Source organism: Streptomyces sp. NPDC006529 (assembly GCF_040611795.1).
In the GTDB taxonomy this organism is placed as follows: Bacteria; Actinomycetota; Actinomycetes; order Streptomycetales; family Streptomycetaceae; genus Streptomyces.
On sequence record NZ_JBEXPB010000011.1, the window covers coordinates 58,872 to 80,805 of the forward strand.

At 71.2% G+C, this 21,934-nt stretch carries 20 protein-coding genes; 9 read left to right on the forward strand and 11 right to left on the reverse strand.

Annotated features, from left to right (window positions below; translation table 11 throughout):
- Positions 1-20 precede the first annotated feature (20 nt).
- The 7 genes from ABZY31_RS11560 to ABZY31_RS11590 all read right to left on the reverse strand — a co-directional run bounded on the left by ABZY31_RS11560 (position 21) and on the right by ABZY31_RS11590 (position 7,874).
- The gene (locus tag ABZY31_RS11560; RefSeq protein WP_356407815.1) at positions 21-497 is read right to left on the reverse strand and encodes a hypothetical protein; all 477 of its coding nucleotides are present in this window, start codon (positions 495-497) and stop codon (positions 21-23) included.
- A gap of 155 nt (positions 498-652) precedes the next feature.
- Positions 653-2,071: an FAD-dependent oxidoreductase gene (locus ABZY31_RS11565; RefSeq protein ID WP_356407818.1), complete on the reverse strand. Its 1,419-nt coding sequence runs from the start codon at positions 2,069-2,071 to the stop codon at positions 653-655.
- Between the two features lie 26 nt (positions 2,072-2,097).
- On the reverse strand, positions 2,098-2,904 hold the full coding sequence (locus tag ABZY31_RS11570) for an ABC transporter permease (RefSeq protein WP_356407821.1): 807 nt from the start codon (positions 2,902-2,904) through the stop codon (positions 2,098-2,100).
- Entirely contained in the window at positions 2,904-3,824 is a 921-nt protein-coding gene (locus ABZY31_RS11575; RefSeq protein ID WP_356407824.1) for an ABC transporter permease, read from the reverse strand. Before ABZY31_RS11575 ends, ABZY31_RS11570 begins: the two co-directional genes overlap by 1 nt.
- Positions 3,821-4,972: an ABC transporter ATP-binding protein gene (locus ABZY31_RS11580; protein ID WP_356407827.1), complete on the reverse strand. Its 1,152-nt coding sequence runs from the start codon at positions 4,970-4,972 to the stop codon at positions 3,821-3,823. The genes ABZY31_RS11575 and ABZY31_RS11580 overlap by 4 nt, the downstream gene beginning before the upstream one ends.
- An 85-nt stretch (positions 4,973-5,057) precedes the next feature.
- A complete protein-coding gene (locus tag ABZY31_RS11585; protein WP_356407830.1) occupies positions 5,058-6,311 on the reverse strand; it encodes a spermidine/putrescine ABC transporter substrate-binding protein in 1,254 nt (417 codons plus the stop codon).
- Between the two features lie 48 nt (positions 6,312-6,359).
- Positions 6,360-7,874, reverse strand: a complete 1,515-nt coding sequence (locus ABZY31_RS11590) for a gamma-aminobutyraldehyde dehydrogenase (protein ID WP_356407833.1) — start codon at positions 7,872-7,874, stop codon at positions 6,360-6,362.
- A 174-nt stretch (positions 7,875-8,048) separates the two neighbouring features.
- Here ABZY31_RS11590 and ABZY31_RS11595 point away from each other — a divergent pair, with 174 nt between their 5' ends.
- Positions 8,049-8,600, forward strand: coding sequence for an NADAR family protein (locus ABZY31_RS11595; protein WP_356407836.1), 552 nt, complete (start codon positions 8,049-8,051; stop codon positions 8,598-8,600).
- A gap of 337 nt (positions 8,601-8,937) precedes the next feature.
- A complete protein-coding gene (locus ABZY31_RS11600; protein WP_356407839.1) occupies positions 8,938-10,581 on the forward strand; it encodes a TROVE domain-containing protein in 1,644 nt (547 codons plus the stop codon).
- 34 nt (positions 10,582-10,615) lie between these two features.
- Here the strand turns inward: ABZY31_RS11600 and ABZY31_RS11605 are convergent, their stop codons facing one another.
- Positions 10,616-11,371, reverse strand: coding sequence for a DUF4190 domain-containing protein (locus ABZY31_RS11605; protein WP_356407842.1), 756 nt, complete (start codon positions 11,369-11,371; stop codon positions 10,616-10,618).
- Between the two features lie 113 nt (positions 11,372-11,484).
- Between ABZY31_RS11605 and ABZY31_RS11610 the strand changes: the two genes are divergently transcribed.
- From ABZY31_RS11610 to ABZY31_RS11630, 5 genes are all read left to right on the forward strand, one after another.
- Entirely contained in the window at positions 11,485-12,510 is a 1,026-nt protein-coding gene (locus tag ABZY31_RS11610; RefSeq protein WP_356407845.1) for an adenosine deaminase, read from the forward strand.
- Positions 12,511-12,543: 33 nt separating this feature from the next.
- Positions 12,544-13,233 (forward strand): glycerophosphodiester phosphodiesterase, encoded by a 690-nt coding sequence (locus tag ABZY31_RS11615; RefSeq protein WP_356407848.1) that lies wholly within the window; start codon positions 12,544-12,546, stop codon positions 13,231-13,233.
- A 128-nt stretch (positions 13,234-13,361) separates the two neighbouring features.
- Positions 13,362-14,453: a histidine kinase gene (locus ABZY31_RS11620; RefSeq protein ID WP_356407997.1), complete on the forward strand. Its 1,092-nt coding sequence runs from the start codon at positions 13,362-13,364 to the stop codon at positions 14,451-14,453.
- Positions 14,450-15,193 carry a response regulator transcription factor gene (locus tag ABZY31_RS11625; RefSeq protein WP_356407851.1) on the forward strand — a complete coding sequence of 248 codons (744 nt, stop codon included), beginning with the start codon at positions 14,450-14,452 and terminating at the stop codon, positions 15,191-15,193. Before ABZY31_RS11620 ends, ABZY31_RS11625 begins: the two co-directional genes overlap by 4 nt.
- A gap of 162 nt (positions 15,194-15,355) precedes the next feature.
- Entirely contained in the window at positions 15,356-16,552 is a 1,197-nt protein-coding gene (locus ABZY31_RS11630) for a serine hydrolase domain-containing protein (RefSeq protein ID WP_356407854.1), read from the forward strand.
- On the opposite strand, the gene ABZY31_RS11635 is transcribed toward ABZY31_RS11630, so the two are convergent.
- The 3 genes from ABZY31_RS11635 to ABZY31_RS11645 all read right to left on the reverse strand — a co-directional run bounded on the left by ABZY31_RS11635 (position 16,542) and on the right by ABZY31_RS11645 (position 19,854).
- Positions 16,542-17,036 carry a hypothetical protein gene (locus ABZY31_RS11635; protein WP_356407856.1) on the reverse strand — a complete coding sequence of 165 codons (495 nt, stop codon included), beginning with the start codon at positions 17,034-17,036 and terminating at the stop codon, positions 16,542-16,544. The genes ABZY31_RS11630 and ABZY31_RS11635 overlap by 11 nt on opposite strands.
- 92 nt (positions 17,037-17,128) lie before the next feature.
- Complete coding sequence (locus ABZY31_RS11640) at positions 17,129-18,307, reverse strand: spermidine/putrescine ABC transporter substrate-binding protein (RefSeq protein WP_356407859.1); 1,179 nt, start codon at positions 18,305-18,307, stop codon at positions 17,129-17,131.
- 107 nt (positions 18,308-18,414) lie between these two features.
- On the reverse strand, positions 18,415-19,854 hold the full coding sequence (locus ABZY31_RS11645; protein ID WP_356407861.1) for a gamma-aminobutyraldehyde dehydrogenase: 1,440 nt from the start codon (positions 19,852-19,854) through the stop codon (positions 18,415-18,417).
- A gap of 169 nt (positions 19,855-20,023) precedes the next feature.
- Here ABZY31_RS11645 and ABZY31_RS11650 point away from each other — a divergent pair, with 169 nt between their 5' ends.
- Together ABZY31_RS11650 and ABZY31_RS11655 are read left to right on the forward strand one after the other, a co-directional pair.
- Positions 20,024-20,527: an Lrp/AsnC family transcriptional regulator gene (locus ABZY31_RS11650; protein WP_356407864.1), complete on the forward strand. Its 504-nt coding sequence runs from the start codon at positions 20,024-20,026 to the stop codon at positions 20,525-20,527.
- On the forward strand, positions 20,512-21,891 hold the full coding sequence (locus ABZY31_RS11655) for an aspartate aminotransferase family protein (protein ID WP_356407866.1): 1,380 nt from the start codon (positions 20,512-20,514) through the stop codon (positions 21,889-21,891). The genes ABZY31_RS11650 and ABZY31_RS11655 overlap by 16 nt, the downstream gene beginning before the upstream one ends.
- Positions 21,892-21,934: the final 43 nt, after the last annotated feature.

The window sequence follows — 21,934 nt, forward strand, 5'->3', positions numbered from 1 at the left end:
GGTCCAGACCAATGCTCTTGTCAAGGCTTCCGGTCCTCCTTCGCCGCGGCGGAGCCGGCCACCTGGGCCGCCGCCTCGTGCATCGCCAGTTCCAGTACGGCCGGATCCGTGAGCGTGCCGTGCCCGTCCGGCACCACCAGCCAGCGCACCCCGCCGGTGGCGCGGCCCGGGTACGGGACCACGATCCAGGTGCCGCGCCCGGCGCCGCGCACGCCCGTACCGAGCCAGCGCGAGGCGGTGCCCGCGGGAACGAAGAAGCCCAGCCGGGAGTCGCCGAAATCGGCGAGCACCGGGCCGGGCTTCTCGATGAGCAGGGTCAGGACGTCGAGGGTGGCCTGACCCAGCTCCCCCGGCAGGATCAGCACGTCCCAGCGCCGTCCGGCGGGCAGCAGTGCCACCCCGAGGGGGTTGTGCTCCCATTCCCACCGGCAGGCATCGGGGTCGGGCGCCGCCGAAACCAGCCACTCCACTGCCGTCTTGGCCTCCGGGACTGTCATCGCCCGGCCTCCGCTCTCTCTCCGCGTCGAGGAAGGTCCTCACCCGGAGAGAGCGGAGTCGGGGGCGGTCATGACGCGGGTTCCGTCACTCCGTGGTGGTGAAGCGGGTCACACCGCGGTGACGGCCGTGCGCCCTGACGCCCCGGCGCGGGCCGTCAGCTGTCGAAGCCGAGCCCGAAGCGGTCCAGCGTCTTCAGCCAGAGGTTGCGGTGCCCCCCACGGGCGTCGGAGCGCGCCAGCGACCACTTGGTGAGCGCGATCCCGGTCCAGGCGAACGGCTCGGGCGGGAAGGGCAGCGGCTTGCTGCGCACCATCTCCAGCCCCGTGCGCTCCCCGCGCACGCCGTCCAGCAGGTCCAGCATCACGTCCGCGCCGAAGCGGGTGGCGCCCACGCCGAGGCCGGTGAACCCGGCGGCGTAGGCCACCTTGCCCGCGTGCGCGGTGCCGAAGAACGCGGAGAAGCGTGAGCAGGTGTCGATCGCCCCTCCCCACGCGTGGCTGAAGCGCAGGCCCTCCAGCTGCGGGAAGCAGGTGAAGAACTGCTCCGCGAGCTTGAGGTAGGTCTCGGGGCGGTGGTCGCGCTCCGCGTCGAGCCGGCCGCCGTAGGGGTAGATGGCGTCGTAGCCGCCCCACAGGATCCGGTGGTCGGCGGTGATGCGGAAGTAGTGGAACTGATTGGCGCTGTCCCCGAGCCCCTGTCGGTTCTTCCAGCCGATGGCGGCGAGCTGCTCGGCGTTGAGCGGCTCGCTCATCAGCGCGTAGTCGTAGACGGGCACGGTGTACGGGCGGATCCGCTTGACCAGGCTGGGGAAGATGTTGGTGCCGAGCGCGACCCGCCGCGCGAAGATCCGGCCGTAGGGGGTGCGTACGGCCATCCCGGCGCCGGAGGCGGCCAGGTCCAGGCCGCGCGTGTTCTCGTAGATCCGCACGCCGAGGCCGAGGCAGGCGCGCTTGAGGCCCCAGGCGAGCTTGGCCGGGTGCAGCATGGCCACGCCCTCGCGGTCCCAGACCCCGCCGAGGAAGGTCGGCGAGTCGACTTCGGCGCGCAGCGCGTCCCGGTCGAGCCACTCGGAGCCCCCCGCGAGGCCGAGGCGCTTCGCCTCCTCGTGGAGTGCACGCAGTTCCTCGACCTGGTGGGGCTCGGTGGCCACGTCGATCTCGCCGGTGCGCTCGAAGTCGCAGTCCAGGGAGTATCGGGCGACGGCGGCCTCGATCTCGTCGAGGTTGCGGGCGCCCAGTTCCTCCAGCTTCGCGAGCTCGCCCGGCCAGCGGGCCAGCCCGTTGGCGAAGCCGTGGGTGAGGGAGGCGGCGCAGAAGCCGCCGTTGCGGCCCGAGGCGGCCCAGCCCGCCTCGTGGCCCTCGATCAGGACGACGTCCCGGCCGGGATCGCGCTCCTTGGCGATGAGCGCGGTCCACAGTCCGCTGTAGCCGCCGCCGATGACGAGCAGGTCGCAGCGCTCGTCGCCGGTCAGGGCGGGCTCGGGGGCGGGCTTGCCGGGGTCGTCCAGCCAGTACGGGACCGGCAGTGCTTCGGAAAGGGATCGTGCAGCGGTGCGCATGGCAACTGGGGCCATGTCTTCCAACTCCCTACGGAATACGGTTACTTGGGTTGAGCCTTTTTGCGGCGGTTGCCGATCGTCATGCCGGCGAGGACCACCAGTACCGCGATGACGAACATCGCCGTACCGATGACGTTGATCTGCACGGGCGTACCGCGCTGGGCCGAACCCCACACGAACATGGGGAAGGTGACGGTGTTGCCCGAGTTGAAGTTGGTGATGATGAAGTCGTCGAAGGAGAGCGCGAAGGAGAGCAGCGCGCCCGCCGCGATGCCGGGTGCGGCGATCGGCAGGGTGACCCGCAGGAAGGTCTGCACGGGTCCCGCGTAGAGGTCGCGGGCAGCCTCCTCCAGCCGCGGGTCCATCGACAGGACGCGGGCCTTGACGGCGGCGACGACGAAGCTGAGGCAGAACATGATGTGGGCGATCAGGATCGTCCAGAAGCCCAGCTGGATGCCCATGTTGAGGAAGAGGGCCAGCAGCGAGGCGGCCATCACGATCTCGGGCATGGCCATCGGCAGGAAGATCAGCGAGTTGACCGCGCCGCGCGCCCGGAAGCGGTAGCGGACCAGCGCGAAGGCGATCGCCGTGCCGAGGACCGTCGCGCCGAGGGTGGCCCACACGGCGATCTGGAGGGAGAGCGAGAGGGAGCCGCACAGGTCGGCGACCCCGCAGGGGTCCTTCCAGGCGTCGAGCGAGAACTCCTGCCAGGCGTAGTTGAACCGCCCGGTGGGGTTGTTGAAGGAGAAGACCGTGACGACGAGGTTCGGCAGGATCATGTAGGCGAGCGTGCCGAGGCCCGCGATGACCACGAGGTCGCGCCGGAGCCGGGTGAGGAGAGTGCGCATCAGACCAGGTCCTCCGTTCCCGCTCGGCGGATGTAGACGGTGACCATCACCAGCACGATGGCCATGAGGATGAAGGAGAGCGCGGCCGCGGTCGGGTAGTCGAGGATCCGCAGGTACTGCGACTGGATGACGTTGCCGATCATGCGGGTGTCGGTGGAACCGAGCAGCTCCGCGTTCACGTAGTCGCCGCTCGCCGGAATGAAGGTGAGCAGGGTCCCGGAGACCACGCCGGGCATCGACAGCGGGAAGGTGACCTTGCGGAAGGTGGTGAAGGGGCGGGCGTACAGGTCCCCGGCCGCCTCGTGCAGGCGGGTGTCGATCCGCTCCAGCGAGGAGTAGAGCGGCAGGATCATGAAGGGGAGGAAGTTGTACGTCAGACCGCAGACCACGGCCAGCGGGGTGGCGAGCACCCGGTCGCCCTCGGTCATCCCGAGCCAGCTGGTGACGTCCAGGAAGCCGACCGCGTTCAGGGCGCCGACCACCGGACCGCCGTCGGCCAGGATCGTCTTCCAGGCCAGGGTGCGGATCAGGAAGCTGGTGAAGAAGGGCGCGATGACCAGGATCAGCAGGAGGTTGCGCCACCGCCCCGCCCGGAAGGCGATCAGGTAGGCCAGCGGGTAGCCGAGCAGCAGGCACAGCGCGGTCGCGGTGCCCGCGTAGACCAGCGAGCGCAGGAACTGCGGGTAGTACTCGGTGAAGGCGTCCCAGTAGGTCTGGAAGTGCCAGGTGACCTTGAAGCCCTCCTCCAGCGAACCGGTCTGCACCGAGGTGGAGGCCTGGTAGACCATCGGCAGGACGAAGAAGACGAGCAGCCACAGGATGCCGGGGAGCAGCAGCCAGTACGGGACGAGCCGCTTGCGCACCGAGGGCTTGTGGACCGGCGGCCCCTCGGCCCGGGGCGGGGCTTCGGTGACGGTCATGCCCCCTCCTCCACCGTCAGCGCGCCCGCGTCGATGTCCTGGTCGGCGTCGAGGCCGAAGGTGTGCGCGGGGTTCCAGTGCAGGATCACCTCGGCGCCCGGGACCAGGCGCGCGTCCCGCTCGATGTTCTGGGCGTAGACCTCCAGCTCCGCGCAGACCGGGCTGTCGACGACGAACTGGGTGGAGACGCCGATGAAGGAGGAGTCGACGATCCGGCCGGGGACCTTGTTGCGGCCGGCCGCGATGGTGTGCTCCTCGTCCGCGTGGGCCAGGGAGATCTTCTCGGGACGCACGCCGACCAGCAGTTTCCCGCCGGCGCGGGGCGTGGTCGAACATCGCGGCGCGGGCAGCCGGAGCTTCGTGCCCGCGGAGCCGACGACGATCTCCTCGGCGCCGGCCTCCAGGACCTCGGCCTCGATGAGGTTGGAGGTGCCGAGGAAGTTGGCGACGAAGGTGGTGCGTGGGTTCTCGTACAGCTCGGCGGGGGCGCCCATCTGCTCGACCCGGCCGCCGTTCATCACGGCGACGGTGTCGGCCATGGTCATGGCCTCCTCCTGGTCGTGCGTGACGTGCACGAAGGTGATGCCGACCTCGGTCTGGATGCGCTTGAGCTCCAGCTGCATCTGGCGGCGCAGCTTGAGGTCGAGGGCGCCGAGGGGCTCGTCGAGGAGCAGCACCTGCGGGTGGTTGATCAGGGCGCGGGCGACGGCGACGCGCTGCTGCTGGCCGCCGGAGAGCTGGTGCGGCTTGCGGCGGGCGAACTGGCCGAGCTGGACCAGCTCCAGCATGTCGTCGACCTGCTTCTGCACGGACTTGACGCCGCGGCGCCGCAGTCCGAAGGCGATGTTCTCGGTGACGTCGAGGTGGGGGAAGAGGGCGTAGCTCTGGAAGACGGTGTTCACCGGGCGCTTGTAGGGCGGCAGGTGCGTGACGTCGCGGTCGCCGAGGTGGACCGTGCCGGTCGAGGGCTCCTCCAGTCCGGCGATCATGCGCAGGGTGGTGGTCTTCCCGCAGCCGGAGGCGCCGAGCAGGGCGAAGAAGGAGCCCTGGGGGATGGTGAGATCGAGCGGGTGCACGGCGGTGAAGGAGCCGTAGTGCTTGCTGATCCCGGTGAGGCGGACGTCGCCGCCCTCGGTCTTGTCAGTCATGGAGGGATCCCGGAGTTGGATGCGGTCAAGGGGGCCGGAACGGGGGCCGACGGGCAGGCCGGGTGGGCCGGCCGGGGTAGCCGGCCTAGGCGCCGATGAGCTTGGTGAACTTCTCCTCGTACGCCGTCTCTTCCTCGCTGCTGAGGGACCGGAAGGCGTGGGACTTGGCGGTCATCGCCTTGTCCGGGACGATCAGGGTGTTGTCCGCGAGGGCGGGATCGATCTTGGCGAGATCGTCCTTGACCCCTTCGACGGGGCAGACGTAACTGATGTACGCGGCCAGCTGGGCGGCGACCGGGAGCTCGTAGTAGTAGTCCATGAGCTTCTCGGCGTTGGCCTTGTGCCGGGCATGGGCCGGGACCAGCATGTTGTCGCTGGAGGTGATGTAACCGGCCGCGGGGATCGCGTACTTGATGTCCGGGTTGCCCGCCTGGAGCTGGATGACGTCGCCCGCCCAGGCGAGGCAGGCGGCGAGGTCGCCCTTGTCGAGGTCGGCGGTGTAGTCGTTGCCGGTGAAGCGGCGGATCTGCTTGCTGTCCACGCCCTTCTGGAGCCGGCCGACGGCGCCGTCGAAGTCCGCGGTGGTGAAGTTCGCCGGGTCCTTGCCCTGGTCGAGGAGGGTCATGCCGACGCTGTCGCGCATCTCGGTGAGGAAGCCGACCCGCCCCTTGAGCGTCGGGTCGTCCAGCAGCTGGGTGACGGAGTCGACCTTCCTGCCGTCGGTCGCCTTGGCGTTGTAGGCGATGACGGTGGAGATGCCGGTCCACGGGTAGCTGTAGGCGCGGCCCGGGTCCCAGTCGGGGCTGCGGAACTGCGGGGACAGGTTGGCGAAGGCGTGCGGCAGCAGCGCGGGGTCGAGCTTCTGCGCCCAGCCGAGCCGGATGATGCGGGCGGCGAGCCAGTCGGTGACGACGATCAGGTCGCGGCCGGTGTCCTGGCCGGCCGCGAGCTGGGGGCGGATCTTGCCGAAGAACTCGACGTTGTCGTTGATGTCCTCGGTGTACTTGACCTTGATGCCGGTGCGCCGGGTGAACGCGTCCAACGTGGGACGGGTCTTCTCGTCGTCGCTGGTGTCCATGTACTCGGTCCAGTTGGAGAAGGTGATCTCCTTCTCCCCGGCCGAGTGGTCGTCCGAGGCGGCCTGGGCGCCCGTACCGGTCCGCTGGGCGGGCGGGATGCCGCAGGCGCTCAGCGCCGACAGGCCGCCGAGGGTGAGCGCTCCGACGCCGGAGGCACGCAGCAGCGAACGGCGGGTCAGGGCGCCGCGCCCGCTGGTGAGACTGCGCCGCATCGCGGCGAGCTGCGCCGCCGAGAGGCGGTCGGGCTCGAACTGCTCCATGAACTGTGCCCTTTCGGGAGGTGTGGGCCGCTGGTCAGGCAGCGTGGGTTATCTGTCCCCGAAGATCGTGCGGTGCCAGTCCTTCTCGGCGACTGCGGTGATGTCGTACATGACGTGCTTGATCTGCGTGTATTCCTCGAAGGAGTAAGCGCTCATGTCCTTGCCGAAACCACTCGCCTTGTAGCCTCCGTGCGGCATCTCGCTGATGATCGGAATGTGGTCGTTGACCCACACGCATCCGGCCTTCAGCTCGCGGGTGGCCCGGCCGGCCCGGTAGACGTCACGGCTCCAGGCGGAGGCCGCGAGGCCGTACGGGGTGTCGTTGGCCAGCGCGATGCCCTCGTCGTCGCCGTCGAAGGGCAGGACGACGAGCACCGGACCGAAGATCTCGCTCTGCACGACCTCGCTGTCCTGCGCGGCCCCGGCGATCAGCGTGGGCCGGTAGTAGGCGCCCTGGGCGAGGTCCCCGCCGGGGATCTCGCCGCCGGTGACGACGGTGGCGTAGCCGCGGGCGCGCTCGACGAAACCGGCGACCCGGTCGCGCTGCGCGTGCGAGACCAGCGGGCCGAGGTCTGTGGAGGGGTCGAAGGGGTCGCCGAGCCGGACGGTCTCCATCAGTTCGGCCACGCGGGCGACGAAGGCGTCGTGCAGCGGGCGCTGGACGTAGGCGCGGGTGGCCGCGGTGCAGTCCTGGCCGCTGTTGATCAGCGAGGCGGCGACCGCGCCGTGGGCGGCGGCTTCCAGGTCGGCGTCGTCGAAGACCAGGAAGGGCGCCTTGCCGCCCAGCTCCAGGTGGAGCCGCTTGACGGTGGCGGTGGCGATCTCGGCCACCCGCTTGCCGACGCCGGTGGAGCCGGTGAAGGAGGTCATCACCACGTCGGGGTGGCCCACGAGGTGCTCCCCCGCGACCCGGCCCGCGCCGGTGACGATGTTGATCACGCCGTCGGGGATCCCGGCCAGCTGGGCCGCCTGGGCGAACATCAGCGAGGTCAGCGGGGTCAGCTCGGCCGGCTTCAGCACGATCGTGTTGCCGGCGGCGATCGCCGGGAGGATCTTCCAGGCAGCCATCTGGAGCGGATAGTTCCAGGGGGCGATGGAGCCGACCACGCCGATCGCCTCGCGGCGCACGGAGGAGGTGTGGTCCCCCGAGTACTCGGCGGCGGCCTGCCCCTGGAGGTGGCGGGCGGCGCCCGCGAAGAAGGCGGTGTTGTCGATGGTCCCCGGTACGTCGAACTCCGTGGACAGCTTGACCGGCTTGCCGCACTGGAGGGACTCGGCGTGGGCGAAGTCGTCGGCCTGCTCGGCCAGTACGGCGGCCAGCCGGTGCAGGGCGTCCGAGCGCTCGCCGGGGGTGGCCCCGGACCAGCCGGGGAACGCCCGCTTGGCGGCGGCCACGGCCTCGTCGACATCGGCCGTGCCCGCCAGCTCGTAGGTGAGGGCCTCGTCTCCGGTGGCCGGGTCGACGACGGTGTGTGACGCGCCCGAGGTACCGGCTCTCAGCCGGCCGTCGATGAATTGCGCGCCGTCTGTGAAGCGGTCTTTGACCTGGAAGCGGTTGCCCATCGCGCTCTCCGTAGCTACAGCTCGAATTGAGTGCCGATCCTGGCAGAGGGGATGCCCTCCGCCAAGTGATTCCGTTGTTGCCTTTTGATTACGCGACGGAATCGGTCGACCAAGTGTCGAGGAGGACCGCAAATCCCGTACGAAGTGTCCGTGGCGGCTGTCAGACTCGCGTGCATGGAGCGGATCGACGCATTGATCGAGCAGGTCAACCGAGGTGAACGAGTCAAGTATCTGCCGTTCTGGGGACACACGCCCCGGCATGACGGGGCCCTCGGACCGAGCTGTCTGAGCCAGTGGTGGCCCGCGCCCTTCACTGTGCGTGAGGTCCGCTACGCGACCGCCGAACACTGGATGATGGCCGAGAAGGCCCGTCTGTTCGGGGACGCGGACGCGGAGCGCGCGGCGCTGGACGCGACGAGCCCCGCCGCGGCGAAGAAGGCCGGGCGGCTGGTGCGCGACTTCGACGCGGCGACGTGGGAACGGGAGCGCTTCGCCACCGTGGTGGCGGGCAGCGTGGCCAAGTTCGCCTCCACGCCGCGGCTGCGCGCCTACCTCCTCGGCACCGGTGACCGGGTGCTCGTGGAGGCCTCACCGCTGGACCGCATCTGGGGCACCGGCCTGGCGGCCGACCACCCGGGCGCCCTGGACCCGACCCGCTGGCGCGGCCTGAACCTCCTGGGCTTCGCCCTGATGGAGGCCCGGCAGCAGCTGTCGGCCGGGGGCTGAGGGGGAGAAAAAGGCGTCGCTGAGCGCGGGGTTCGCCTCCTACAGTGAGCGTGTGCGCACGACGTACGCCGCGGCCCTTCCGGCCTCGGGAGGCGCGCGCGGAGGGTGTCCGGTGCGCAGGCGACGGTTCCTTCCGGATCATCGTGTCGCGGGTTCGACTCCCGCCCGGCTCCGGCCGGTAGCTCAGTCCGGTAGAGCAGGCGACTACACCGTCACCGACCTTGATCTCGGGCATCCCCCTCGCGCGCTTCCCCACTCGTCCGCCCGCCCCCCGACCGCTCGCGCTCCGCGCGAGCGGGCCGCGGGTGCGCCCGTTCCACGCAGTGGGGGGATCCACATGACGCGTTTCGACCCGCCCGCTCCCGCCGCGGCGCCCGCCGCACCGCGCTCACCGGTACGGTCCCTCCCGGGGGCCGCCACGACCGCGCAGGGCGGCCCGGGCCGCTCGCGTGACGCCCGCTCGGAACTCTTCCTGCTCGCCGTCGGGCACTTCGTGACGCAGCGGACCTTCCACGAGGACGCCGTCCGGCGCGACGACCGCTTCACCGCGCTGGTGCGCGAGCTCGCCGTCGAGGACCCGCGCTGGACCGCGGGACTGCTCGGCTGGCTGCGCGGCGAGGGGAACCTGCGCACCGCGGCGCTCGTGGGAGCCGCCGAGTACGTCAGGGCCCGCCTCGACGCCGCGGCCGCGCCGGACGCCGACGCGGACGGGCCCTCGAACCGGCAGGTCGTCGACTCGGTGCTGCAACGGGCCGACGAGCCCGGTGAACTGCTCGCGTACTGGACGGCGGCGCACGGCCGCGCCGTGCCCAAGCCCGTCAAGCGCGGCGTCGCCGACGCCGCGCGCCGCCTCTACTGCGCCCGCTCGCTGCTGAAGTACGACACCTCCGGCGACCGGCGAGCCCACCGCTTCGGCGACGTCCTCAACCTCGTGCACGCCGCACCCGACCCGGCCAAGCCGTGGCAGGGCGAGCTGTTCCGGTACGCCCTCGACCGGCGCCACCACCCGCAGTCCGCGGTCCCGCCCGAGGGCGCCCGTACCCTGACCGCCCACCGGACGCTCATGGCGCTGCCCGTCGGCGAGCGGCGGGCCGTGGTCACCGGGCCCGGCGGCGCGGAGCGGCTCGCGGCGGCCGGGATGACGTGGGAGGCGCTGGCCGGGTGGCTCCAGGGGCCGCTGGACGCGGCCGCCTGGGAAGCCGTCATCCCCTCCATGGGGACGATGGCGCTGCTGCGGAACCTGCGGAACTTCGACCGGGCGGGGATCTCGGACGAGGTGGCGGCGGCGGTCGCGGAGCGGATCAGCGATCCGGAGACGCTCGCCCGGTCCCGGCAGTTCCCCTTCCGCTACCTGGCCGCCCACCGGCACGCCCCCTCCCCGCGCTGGGCCGGGCCGCTGGAGAGGGCGCTCGGGCACTCGCTGGGAGCCGTCCCCGCGCTGCCCGGCCGGACACTGGTCCTGGTCGACCGGTCCTGGTCGATGGATGCGCCGCTGTCCGACCGCTCGCAACTCAGCCGGGCGGACGCTGCGGCGGTCTTCGGATCGGCGCTGGCCCTGCGGGCGGTGGACGCCGACCTCGTCGCCTTCGGCACGGGCAGCGCGCCCGTGCCCTACGCGAAGGACGAGTCGCTGCTGAAGGTGCTGGAACGGTTCGGCCACCTCGGCGGCACCGACACCACGGGGGCGGTGCGCAGGCACTACGCCGGGCACGACCGGGTGCTGATCGTCACCGACGAGCAGGCCTCCTGCCACCGCGCCGGGGACCCGACCGCACAGGTGCCGCCGGAGGTTCCCGTCTACACCTGGAACCTGGCCGGTTACCCGGTGGGCCACGGTCCCTCGGGCGGTGCGAACCGGCACGTCTTCGGGGGGCTCACCGACGCGGCGTTCCGCATGGTGCCCCTGCTGGAGGACGGCCGCGACGCACGGTGGCCCTGGGAGGCGCAGGACGCGCACGGCGGGCGCGGGCCGAGCAGGTGACCTGCCGGGCCCGGCGTCCGCCGCGGGCGTGGGCTCAGGTGCCGAAAGGTGTCTGCGAGACCGAGGCCGGGGAGTCGTAGTCCGTGCCGAAACGGTCCTTGCCGTTCTCCCCCATGAAGCCGCCGACCACGATCGCGGCGAGCATGAGGCCGCCGAGTACGACCCCGACGATGCCGAGGATCAGCCCGGCCAGCGCCATCCCCGCGTTGTTGGCCTCGCCGCGCGCGGCCCGCTGACGGCCCAGCACGCCGAAGACCACGGCCAGGATGCCCAGGACGATCGCGAAGACGCTGGTGACGCAGCCGACCACGGCCAGGATGCCGAGGACCAGCGCGGTGATGCCGAAGCCGTTGCGCGGCGCCGCGTAACCGCCCGGGTAGGCGCCCGGATAGCCGCCCTGGCTCGGGTGGCCCGGGTAGCCGGGATAGCCGTAGCCGGCCGGATCCGGCTGGGCCGGATAGCCGTACGCACCGGCGCCGGCTGCGGGCGGGGCCGGCTGCGCCGGGTACCCGTAGGCGGGCGCCGACGGCGCGGCGCCGGGTATCGGGGCGCCCGGCGCCTGCGCGCCCGGTATCGGCGCGAAGCCCTGCGGGGGCGTCGTACCGGAGGAACGGCCCGTGCCCTCACCGCCCGGCATGCCGACGATGGTCGGCTGGTCGTGCACGCCCGAGGCCCCCGGTGTGCCCGGAGCGGCGGCGCCCCCCGGCGCGCCCTGCTGTTTACCCAGGTCCACGGCCGGCCGCTCCGGCGGCGCCCACGGGTCCCTGGGTTCGGGGCTGTGTTCGGTCATGCGGCGCCCCCCTCTCTCGTACAGCCATGCTACGGGCTGCCACCGACAGGCCCCGGGCTGCCTACGATGAACCCCCAGACCTGCCCGCACGCGCGTCCCGACGGAGACTCCCCATGCCCGATCTGCACCCCTTCATCGCAGGGCTGCCCAAAGCCGAACTCCACGTCCACCACGTCGGTTCGGCCTCCCCGCGCATCGTGGCCGACCTGGCCGCCCGGCACCCCGACTCCAAGGTCCCGACCGACCCCGAGGCGCTCGCCGACTACTTCACCTTCACCGACTTCGCGCACTTCATCGAGGTGTACCTGTCCGTCGTCGACCTGATCCGCACCCCGGACGACGTCCGCCACCTGACGTACGAAGTCGCGCGCGACATGGCCCGGCAGAACATCCGCTACGCCGAACTGACCATCACCCCCTACTCCTCCACCCGCCGGGGCATCGAGGAGACGGCCTTCATGGCCGCCATCGAGGACGCCCGCAAGGCCGCCGAGGCCGAACTCGGCGTCATCCTGCGCTGGTGCTTCGACATCCCCGGCGAGGCCGGTCTGGAGGCCGCCGCCGAAACCGCCCGGCTCGCCGTGGACCTGCGCCCGGAGGGCCTGGTCTCCTTCGGCCTCGGTGGCCCCGAAATCGGTGTTCCCCGCCCGCAGTTCAAGCCGTACTTCGACCGCGCCCGGGCGGCCGGCCTGCACAGCGTGCCGCACGCGGGCGAGACCACCGGGCCCGAGACCATCTGGGACGCCCTGCGCGACCTGGGCGCCGAGCGCATCGGGCACGGCACCAGCGCCACGCGCGACCCGGAACTCCTCGCCCACCTCGCCGAGCACCGGATCGCGCTGGAGGTCTGCCCGACCTCCAACATCGCCACGCGCGCGGTGACCGACCTGGACGCGCACCCGGTCAAGGAGATGGTCGCGGCGGGCGTGCTCGTCACCATCAACAGCGACGACCCTCCGATGTTCGGCTCCGACCTCAACAACGAGTACGCGGTCGCCGCGCGCCTGCTGGAGCTGGACGAGCGCGGTCTCGCGCAGCTCGCCAAGAACGCCGTCGAGGCGTCCTTCCTCGACCCGGCGGGCAAGGCGCGGCTGACGGCGGAGATCGACACGTACACCGAGGCGTGGCTCGCTCCCTGACAGGCCGTCGCCCGCCCGCGGAGAATGGGGATCATGCGCACTCTGACTGCCGTCGGCCACCGCGGTGATCCCTACCGCGTCCGCGAGAACACCCTGCCCTCGCTCCGCTCCGCCTTCGCACGCGGAGCGGACGCCGTCGAGATCGACGTCCGCCTGACCCGCGACGGGGTCCCGGTGCTGTTGCACGACGACACCCTCCAGCGGCTGTGGGGCCACGACGTCCGGCTCGACGCCCTGAGCGCCGCGCAGCTGCGGGAACTGACCGGCGCAGGGGTGCCGACCCTGCGGGAGGCGCTGATCGCCACGGGCGCGGGACGCGTGATGATCGACCTGCCGGGCGCGAGCGCGGAGGCGGTGCGGACGGTGGTGGGCCAGGTGCGCGAGTGCGGGGCGCGCGAGCGGGCCTACTACTGCGCGGGCGGGCGCACGATGCTGGCCGTCCGGGCCGCCGATCCGGGTGCGGAGATCGCCCTGACGTGGACCTCGCTGAGCCCGCCGCGCCGGGTGCTGCTGGACGCGGTGGCGCCCGCCTGGCTCAACTACCGCTTCGGGCTGGTGGACCGGCCGCTGGTGGACGCGCTGCACGCGGACGGGCTGCGGGTCTCGGTGTGGACCCCGGACACGAAGCGGTCGATGCGCAGGGTGCTGGCGGCCGGGGTGGACTCGGTCACGACGAACCGGATCGACGCGCTGGCCGCCGTACGGGCCGGCACCGGGCGGTGATACGGGGCCGGGGGGAGCTCGCTCACCGGATCCGAGGGGAGTTCGGGGAGTTCGCCCACCGGATCCGGCGGGCCGATCCGCGCGCGCAGGACTGGGGGCTGACGCTGCTGGTGCAGCTGGCCGTCACGATGCCGTTCGTGGTGCCGCGGTCGGCCGAGCTGCCGCCCGCGGACTGGGCGGCGTACGCGATGACCACGCTCGGCGTGCTGCCGCTGGTCTGGCGGCGGCGGGCCCCGGTGACCGTACTGGTGGCGATCCTGCTGCTCGGCGGGGTGTACAGGCTGGCGCTGGACGGACCGGGGCAGCCGCTTCCGTACGCGGGACTGATCTCCTTCTACACCGTCGCCCTGCTCTGTCCGGCCCGGGTCCGGATGGCGGTGGGCGCGCTCGCGGTCCTCGTGGTCGCCCTGTCCGTGGGCTGGAGCACCGGTACGGCGCGCGAGCTGCTCTTCACCTTCTTCGTCTCGGCCGCGGCGTACGCCCTGGGGCGACTCCAGCACACCCGGCAGGCCTACACGGCCGCGGTGGAGGACCGGGCGGAGCAGCTGGAACGGGCGAACCGGATCGAGGCGGAACAGGCCGCAGCGCGGGAGCGGGCCAGGATCGCCCGGGAGATGCACGACGTCCTCTCGCACGCGGTCAGCATCATGATCGTGCAGGCGGAGGCCGGTCCGGTGGCGGTGCGCCGGGCCCCCGAGCGGGCCGAGGCGGCCTTCGACGCCATCGCGGAGACCGGGCGGGACGCGATGGCCCAGCTGCGGACGATGCTGGGGGTGCTGCGGACCGACGGCGCCTCCCCGCGGCGGCCGCAGCCGGGGATCGAGGAGCTGGCGGAGCTGCTGGACCGGGTCCGGGGCAGCGGGCTGGAGGTGTCGTACGAGCGCACCGGCGCGGTGCGCGCACTGCCCGCGGCGCTGGGGGCGACCGTGCACCGGGTCGTGCAGGAGGCCCTGACGAACGTGGTGAAGCACGCCGGCGCCGAGCGGGTCGCGGTCACCCTGGAGTACGGGGCGGGGACGCTCGCGGTGACGGTGACGGACGACGGGCGGGGGCCGCGCGGGGGCCCGGGAGCGGGGCCGGGCGGGGGCCACGGGCTGATCGGGATACGGGAGCGGGCGGCGGCCCACGGCGGAACGGCGCGGTCCGGTCCGGCGCCGGGCGGACGCGGCTTCGAGCTGCGCGTCAGCCTTGTAACCTCGCGGCAGGGGGTGGGGAATTGACGATCCGTGTGGTGGTCGCGGACGACCAGGAGCTGGTGCGCAGCGGTTTCGCGATGATCCTGGACGCCCAGGAGGACATCGAGGTCGTCGCGGAGGTGGGTGACGGCGCGGCGGCGGTCGCCGCGGTGCGCGGCCTCGCGCCGGACGTGGCGCTGCTGGACATCCGGATGCCGGTCATGGACGGGATCGAGGCGTGCCGGACGATCTCGGCGACGAGCTCCTGCCGGGCGGTGATGCTCACGACCTTCGACGCGGACGAGTACCTGTACGAGGCCCTGCACGCGGGGGCGGCCGGGTTCCTGCTCAAGGACGTGCGGCGGGACGATCTGGTGCACGCGGTGCGGGTGGTGGCGGCGGGCGAGTCGCTGCTGGCGCCTTCGGCGGCCCGGCGGCTGATCGAGGAGTACACCGCCGCGACGGCGGGGGGCCGGCCCGGGTCGGCGGACCCGGCCGCCGAGGCCGCCGCGGCGCGGCGGCTGGCGGGGCTGACGGCCCGGGAGCGGGAGACCCTGCTGCACCTGGGGCGGGGGCTGTCGAACGCGGAGATCGCGGCCGCGCTGGTGGTCAGCGAGCACACGGTCAAGTCGCACGTGGGCAACGTGCTGGCGAAGCTTGGCCTGCGGGACCGGATCCAGGCGGTGATCTGCGCGTACGAGACGGGGCTGATCGCGGCGGGGACGGCGGCCGGAGGTTCTCCCTCCGGAGTGTCTCCCTCTGTGGTATCTCGCTCTGCAGAGTGAGGAGTGGGCGTGTCGGCTCCCCCGCGCCGGTGAGTTGTCATACCGCTGAAGACCCCTCTCAGCGGTGATCCGCAACCACCCCCGCGAGCAGCACCATGGAGTCATCGAGGGCCGGGGCCGCAAAGGGCCCGGAGCCCGCACCGCACTTCACGGGGGAACACCATGAACGTTCGTACGCGCACACTGATCGCCGTCACCGTGGCCCTGGGCATCGCGTCCGGTCCGCTCGTCGCCCAGGCGAGTGCGGCCCCGAGATCCGCCGTGACGTCCGCAGCGCCCGCTGCGCCCGTGGTGGCTTCGACGCCCGACGCGACGGCCCTGGCGGAGGCGATCGCGGGGCTCGGCGCCGGGAACAAGGACGCGACGGCCGCGCTGGTCCGCGTCGGGGGCACCAGCGGCAGCTGGCAGGGCGGTTCGGGCGTCTCGGACGTCCGCACCGGCCACCCGGCCATCACGGAGGCCCGGTTCCGGGTGGGGTCGGTGACCAAGACCTTCACCGCCGCGGTGGTGCTCCAGCTGGTGGCCGAGGGCAGGGTGGGCCTCGACCAGCCCGTTCAGCGCTACCTGCCGGGGCTGCTGCCCGGCACCTTCCGGCCCGTGACGGTGCGCCAGCTGCTCGACTACACGAGCGGCCTCCGGCCGGCCGACGGTCCGGGGGACGCGTTCGCCGATGCCTACGCCCACCGGTTCGACATCGCCGACCCGCACGCCATGATCGCCAACGCGGTGGCGAAGGGGCCGGCCTTCGATCCGGGCACCAAGCAGGAGTACCTCAACATCGGCTACACGGTCCTGGGCGTGCTGATCGAGAAGCTGACGGGGACCCCGTACGCGAAGGCCGTCGAGGCCCGGATCATCAAGCCGCTGGGGCTGCGGGACACCTCCTTCCCGGGGCCCGTGCGGGTCCGCATCCCCGGGCCGCACCACCACGGCTACCAGGCCGTACCCGGGGCCGACGGGAGCACGGAGCTGGTCGATGTGAGCGACTGGAACTCCTCCCGCGAGTTCGCGGCGGGCGACCTCATCTCGACCACGGCGGACCTGGAACGCTTCACGGTGGCCCTCTTCAGCGGACGGATCGTGCCGAAGGCCCAGCTGGAGGAGATGTTCACCGTGCCGGCGGTGAAGGGCGTCGACGGGAAGGACGCGGACATGTCGGCCGGCCTGCGACGGTTCCTGCTGCCGGGCGGCGTGGTCGCCTGGGGCAAGACGGGCGGCCGGTACGGGTACAACACGGCGATCGGCGGCACCCGCGACCTGTCCCGCACCCTGGTCTACTCGGTCAACTCCACGGACGCCAAGGGCCTGGAGGCCAACCCCATAACCCAGAAGCTGGTGCTGGCCGCCTTCAAGAAGTGAGGGCCGCCGCCCCCGCCGGTACGTCGGCCATCGCCTCCAGCCGCTTGATCATGCGGCGCAGCATCAGGAGCGGGATGACGCCGAACACCCCGAAGGCCATGTCGATGACGCTCCAGCCGAACGGGATGCCGCGGATCGGCCCGCAGATCAGGGCCAGCGGGATGATGCCGGCACAGGCGATCATGCCCGCCTCGACGATCCAGATGTTGCGGACCGGATCGCGGTGGACCCCGTAGAAGAACACCGCGATCACGAGGTGGGCGAAGGCGAGCCAGTCGGTTCCGTAGAGGAGGAAGGGGTAGTCCGCGTCGGCGCGGTCCAGCCCCTCACCGACCCGGCGCAGCCACTCGTGGGAGACCAGGGAGTTGGCCCACCGGAGCTCGCTGACGAGGGGAAAGGCCGTGAGACCGCTGAGGACGAGGCAGACGAGGAACACGGCCAGCCAGGCACGGATGCGGCGCAGGAGCACGCTTCTTTCGCTCATGATCGAAGGGTACGCCGATTTCTGAACACGTTCAGCAAAAATCCTGAACGCGTTCAGTTCCGTGGCCCGACCGTGACGGACCGCCCCGCGGCTCAGAGGCCGACGATGGCGTTCCAGCGCTTCGCGAAGGGCTGCCGCTGCGCGGCCGGGATGTCCCGGGCCACGGCCAGCCGCTTGCGCATGTCGCCGTCGGGGAAGATCAGCGGGTTCGCGGCCAGTTCGGCGGTCTCCTTGTCGTCGGAGCCGGCCAGCACCTCACGGGCGGCGGGCACCGGGCAGACGTAATTGACGGCGGCGGCCAGTTCCGCGGCGACCTCCGGCTGGTAGTAGTGGTCGACGAGGGCTTCGGCGGCGGCCTTGTGGCGGGCGAGGTTGGGGATCAGCAGGCTCTCCGCCCAGAGTTCGGCGCCCTCCTCCGGCACCACGAACTCGATGTCGGGGTTGTCGGCCTGGAGCTGGATGGCGTCGCCGGAGTAGGCCTGGCAGGCGAGCACATCGCCCTTGCTGAGGTCGGAGGTGTAGTCGTTGCCGGTGAAGCGGCGGATGTGCTTCTTGCGGACCAGTTCCTCCACCTGGTCGCACACCCGGTGGAAGTCGGTCTCGGTCCACCGCGTGACGTCCACGCCGTTGCCCTGCATGAGCAGGGAGAAGGACTCGTCGAGCCCGGAGAAGAGCGTCACCTTGCCCGCCAGGTCCGGGTGCCACAGGTCCTTGACGGACTTGATCTCCCGCCCCAGCGCCTTGCGGTTGTAGGCGATGCCGGTGATCCCGGACTGCCAGGGGACGGTGTGCAGGCGGCCCTGGTCGAAGGCCGGGGAGCGCAGCTGCGGGTCGAGGTGCGCGGTGACGTTCGGCTGCGCCGCCCGGTTCATCGTCTGGGCCCAGCCCAGCCGGACGAAGCGGGCCGCCATCCAGTCGCTGACCACGATCAGGTCGCGGCCGGTCTCCTGGTGGTTCATCAGGGCCGGGCTGACCTTGCCGAAGAACTCGTCGTTGTCGTTGATCTCCTCGGTGTACTTCACCGCGGTCCCGGTGCGCTCCGAGAAGGCGTCCAGCGTCGGGCGCCGGGTTTCGTCCGCCTCGTCGGTGTCGATGTAGAGCGGCCAGTTCGCGAAGGCCAGGCTCCGGTCGTCGGCCGACCGGTCCGCCCCCTCCCGCCGGTCTTCCGGGACGTACGCGGCGGGCACACCACAGCCGACGAGGCCGGCCAGCAGGCCCGCGGCGCCGAGGCCGCGCAGTGCCGCGCGGCGGGAGAGAGCGAGTTCAGGCATGCGCCCAGACTGGGCGAATGCCGAAGGGGCGGGCAATAGACATGTTGTCTACCGCCCGCCCCTTCCGCGAACGCGGGTGGACGATGCGCCGGCGGGCCGGCGACCGGTCAGCCGTCGAGCGAGGTCATCACGTGCTTGATCCGGGTGTAGTCCTCGAAGCCGTAGGCCGAGAGGTCCTTGCCGTAGCCGGACTTCTTGAAGCCGCCGTGGGGCATCTCGGCGACCAGCGGGATGTGGGTGTTGATCCACACGCAGCCGAAGTCCAGGTTCTTGGACATGCGCATCGCGCGGCCGTGGTTCTTGGTCCACACCGAGGAGGCGAGGGCGAACTCGACGCCGTTCGCGTACTCCAGGGCCTGCGCCTCGTCCGTGAAGGACTGGACGGTGATGACCGGTCCGAAGACCTCGTTCTGGATGATCTCGTCATCCTGGCGGAGCCCGGAGACCACGGTCGGGGCGTAGAAGTAGCCCTTCTCGCCGACCTGGTGGCCGCCCGCCTCGACCTTGGCGTGCGCGGGGAGGCGCTCGATGAAACCGGAGACCTGCTTGAGCTGGTTCGGGTTGTTCAGCGGGCCGTAGAGCACGTCCTCGTCGTCCGGCTGACCCGTCTTGGTGTCCGCCGCGTTCTTGGCGAGCGCCGCGACGAACTCGTCGTGGACCGACTCGTGGACGATGACGCGGGTGGCCGCGGTGCAGTCCTGGCCGGCGTTGAAGAAGCCGGCGACCGCGATGTCCTCGGCGGCCTTGGCGATGTCGGCGTCCTCGAAGACGACGACCGGGGCCTTGCCGCCCAGCTCCAGGTGGACGCGCTTGACGTCCTTCGCGGCGCTCTCGGCGACCTGCATGCCCGCGCGCACGGAACCGGTGATGGAGGCCATCGCCGGGGTGGCGTGCTCGACCATCGCCTTGCCGGTCTCCCGGTCGCCGCACACGACGTTGAAGACGCCCTTGGGCAGGATCGCGTCCATGATCTCGGCCATCAGGACCGTCGAGGCCGGGGTGGTGTCCGAGGGCTTGAGGACCACGGTGTTGCCCGCCGCGATGGCCGGGGCGAACTTCCACACGGCCATCATCATCGGGTAGTTCCACGGGGCGACCTGGGCGCAGACGCCGACCGGCTCGCGGCGCACGATGGAGGTCATGCCCTCCATGTACTCACCGGCCGAGCGGCCCTCCAGCAGGCGCGCGGCGCCCGCGAAGAAGCGGATCTGGTCCACCATCGGCGGCAGTTCCTCGCTCGCGGTCAGGGCGAGGGGCTTGCCGGTGTTCTCGGACTCGGCGGCCACCAGCTCCTCGGCGCGCGCCTCGAAGGCGTCCGCGATCTTGAGGAGGGCCTTCTGCCGCTCGGCGGGGGTGGTGTCGCGCCAGCCCGGGAAGGCGGCCGCGGCGGCGGCCATGGCGGCGTCGACGTCGTCCTGCCCGGACAGCGGGGCGGTCGCGTACACCTCGCCGGTGGCGGGGTTGACCACCTCGGTGACCCGCCCGTCGGCGGCGTCCTTGAACTCCCCGCCGATGTAGTTGCGCAGACGACGCAGTTCGCTGGTCACTACAGCCACTCTCCTGATCACATGTCCAACGGTTGAGACAAAACCCCAGCCTAGCCGCTGGGGAGACGCTTTCGACAGAGCCGGACGCCACGAACTGCGAAATCCGCGCTATCCGAGCCCTCGAACAACGAAATACATCGGTCATGGCTTGCGGAACAGACGACTCCTCGTGCACAGTGAGGGTGTGGTCAGTCGAAGCGCAGATTCCAGGAACAGACAACCGTCCCCTTCGGTCGATGCTGTGTCCCTGGCGATCATCGAGCAACTGCAGGAGGACGGTCGCCGTCCCTACGCAGCGATCGGCAAGGCCGTCGGCCTGTCCGAAGCCGCCGTGCGCCAGCGCGTGCAGAAGCTGCTCGACCAGGGCGTCATGCAGATCGTGGCCGTCACCGACCCCCTCACCGTGGGGCTGCGGCGTCAGGCGATGGTCGGCATCAATGTCGAGGGGGACCTCGATCCGGTGGCCGACGCGCTGACGGCGATGGCCGAGTGCGAGTACGTGGTGATGACCGCGGGCTCCTTCGATCTGATGGTGGAGATCGTCTGCGAGGACGACGACCACCTGCTCGACACGATCAACAAGAAGATCCGCGCGCTCCCCGGCGTGCGATCCACCGAAAGCTTCGTCTACCTGAAGCTGAAGAAGCAGACCTACATGTGGGGAACCCGATAACCGTGAGCCAGGACCTCTCCAAGACCGCGTACGACCACCTGTGGATGCACTTCACCCGCATGTCGTCCTACGAGAACGCGCCCGTCCCCACCATCGTCCGGGGCGAGGGCACCTACATCTGGGACGACAAGGGCAAGCGCTACCTGGACGGTCTGGCCGGACTGTTCGTGGTCAACGCCGGTCACGGCCGCAAGGAACTGGCCGAGGTCGCCTACAAGCAGGCGCAGGAACTCGCGTTCTTCCCCATCTGGTCGTACGCGCACCCCAAGGCCGTCGAGCTGGCCGAGCGCCTCGCCCACTACGCCCCCGGCGACCTGAACAAGGTCTTCTTCACCACCGGTGGCGGCGAGGCCGTCGAGACCGCCTGGAAGCTGGCCAAGCAGTACTTCAAGCTCCAGGGCAAGCACACCAAGTACAAGGTCATCTCCCGCGCGGTCGCCTACCACGGCACCCCGCAGGGCGCCCTGTCCATCACCGGCCTGCCGGCCCTCAAGGCCCCCTTCGAGCCGCTGGTCCCCGGCGCGCACAAGGTGGTCAACACCAACATCTACCGCGCCCCGATCCACGGCGACGACCCGGTGGCCTACGGCCGCTGGTGCGCCGACCAGATCGAGCAGGAGATCCTGTTCGAGGGCGCGGACACCGTCGCCGCCGTCTTCCTGGAGCCGGTGCAGAACGCCGGTGGCTGCTTCCCGCCGCCGCCCGGCTACTTCCAGCGCGTCCGCGAGATCTGCGACCAGTACGACGTGCTGCTCGTCTCCGACGAGACGATCTGCGCCTTCGGCCGCCTCGGCACGATGTTCGCCTGTGACAAGTTCGACTACGTCCCGGACATGATCACCTGCGCCAAGGGCATGACCTCGGGCTACTCCCCGATCGGTGCCTGCATCATCTCGGACAAGCTCGCCGAGCCGTTCTACAAGGGTGACAACACCTTCCTGCACGGCTACACCTTCGGTGGCCACCCGGTCTCCTCGGCCGTGGCCCTCGCCAACCTCGACATCTTCGACAAGGAAGGCCTCAACCAGCACGTGCTGGACCACGAGGACGCCTTCTTCTCGACGCTGAAGAAGCTGCACGACCTGCCGATCGTCGGTGACGTCCGCGGCAACGGCTTCTTCTACGGCATCGAGCTCGTCAAGGACAAGAACACCAAGGAGTCCTTCACGGACGAGGAGACGGAGCGCGTGCTCTACGGCTTCCTCTCCAAGGCGCTCTTCGAGAACGGCCTGTACTGCCGCGCCGACGACCGCGGCGACCCGGTCATCCAGCTGGCCCCGCCGCTGATCGCCGATCAGGGCACCTTCGACGAGATCGAGGGCATCCTGCGCTCGGTGCTCACCGAGGCGTGGACCAAGCTCTAGAGCGGCCCCGGCTCCGCCGGTCCCCACGGCCCGGATCCTCCGT

Excerpts from the sequence above, each read along its gene's own strand:
- ABZY31_RS11560 (WP_356407815.1), bottom strand. The coding sequence starts at position 497 with ATGACAGTCCCGGAGGCCAAGACGGCAGTGGAGTGGCTGGTTTCGGCG.
- ABZY31_RS11565 (WP_356407818.1), bottom strand. The coding sequence starts at position 2,071 with ATGGCCCCAGTTGCCATGCGCACCGCTGCACGATCCCTTTCCGAAGCA.
- ABZY31_RS11570 (WP_356407821.1), bottom strand. The coding sequence starts at position 2,904 with ATGCGCACTCTCCTCACCCGGCTCCGGCGCGACCTCGTGGTCATCGCG.
- ABZY31_RS11575 (WP_356407824.1), bottom strand. The coding sequence starts at position 3,824 with ATGACCGTCACCGAAGCCCCGCCCCGGGCCGAGGGGCCGCCGGTCCAC.
- ABZY31_RS11580 (WP_356407827.1), bottom strand. The coding sequence starts at position 4,972 with ATGACTGACAAGACCGAGGGCGGCGACGTCCGCCTCACCGGGATCAGC.
- ABZY31_RS11585 (WP_356407830.1), bottom strand. The coding sequence starts at position 6,311 with ATGGAGCAGTTCGAGCCCGACCGCCTCTCGGCGGCGCAGCTCGCCGCG.
- ABZY31_RS11590 (WP_356407833.1), bottom strand. The coding sequence starts at position 7,874 with ATGGGCAACCGCTTCCAGGTCAAAGACCGCTTCACAGACGGCGCGCAA.
- ABZY31_RS11595 (WP_356407836.1), top strand. The coding sequence starts at position 8,049 with ATGGAGCGGATCGACGCATTGATCGAGCAGGTCAACCGAGGTGAACGA.
- ABZY31_RS11600 (WP_356407839.1), top strand. The coding sequence starts at position 8,938 with ATGACGCGTTTCGACCCGCCCGCTCCCGCCGCGGCGCCCGCCGCACCG.
- ABZY31_RS11605 (WP_356407842.1), bottom strand. The coding sequence starts at position 11,371 with ATGACCGAACACAGCCCCGAACCCAGGGACCCGTGGGCGCCGCCGGAG.
- ABZY31_RS11610 (WP_356407845.1), top strand. The coding sequence starts at position 11,485 with ATGCCCGATCTGCACCCCTTCATCGCAGGGCTGCCCAAAGCCGAACTC.
- ABZY31_RS11615 (WP_356407848.1), top strand. The coding sequence starts at position 12,544 with ATGCGCACTCTGACTGCCGTCGGCCACCGCGGTGATCCCTACCGCGTC.
- ABZY31_RS11620 (WP_356407997.1), top strand. The coding sequence starts at position 13,362 with ATGCCGTTCGTGGTGCCGCGGTCGGCCGAGCTGCCGCCCGCGGACTGG.
- ABZY31_RS11630 (WP_356407854.1), top strand. The coding sequence starts at position 15,356 with ATGAACGTTCGTACGCGCACACTGATCGCCGTCACCGTGGCCCTGGGC.
- ABZY31_RS11635 (WP_356407856.1), bottom strand. The coding sequence starts at position 17,036 with ATGAGCGAAAGAAGCGTGCTCCTGCGCCGCATCCGTGCCTGGCTGGCC.
- ABZY31_RS11640 (WP_356407859.1), bottom strand. The coding sequence starts at position 18,307 with ATGCCTGAACTCGCTCTCTCCCGCCGCGCGGCACTGCGCGGCCTCGGC.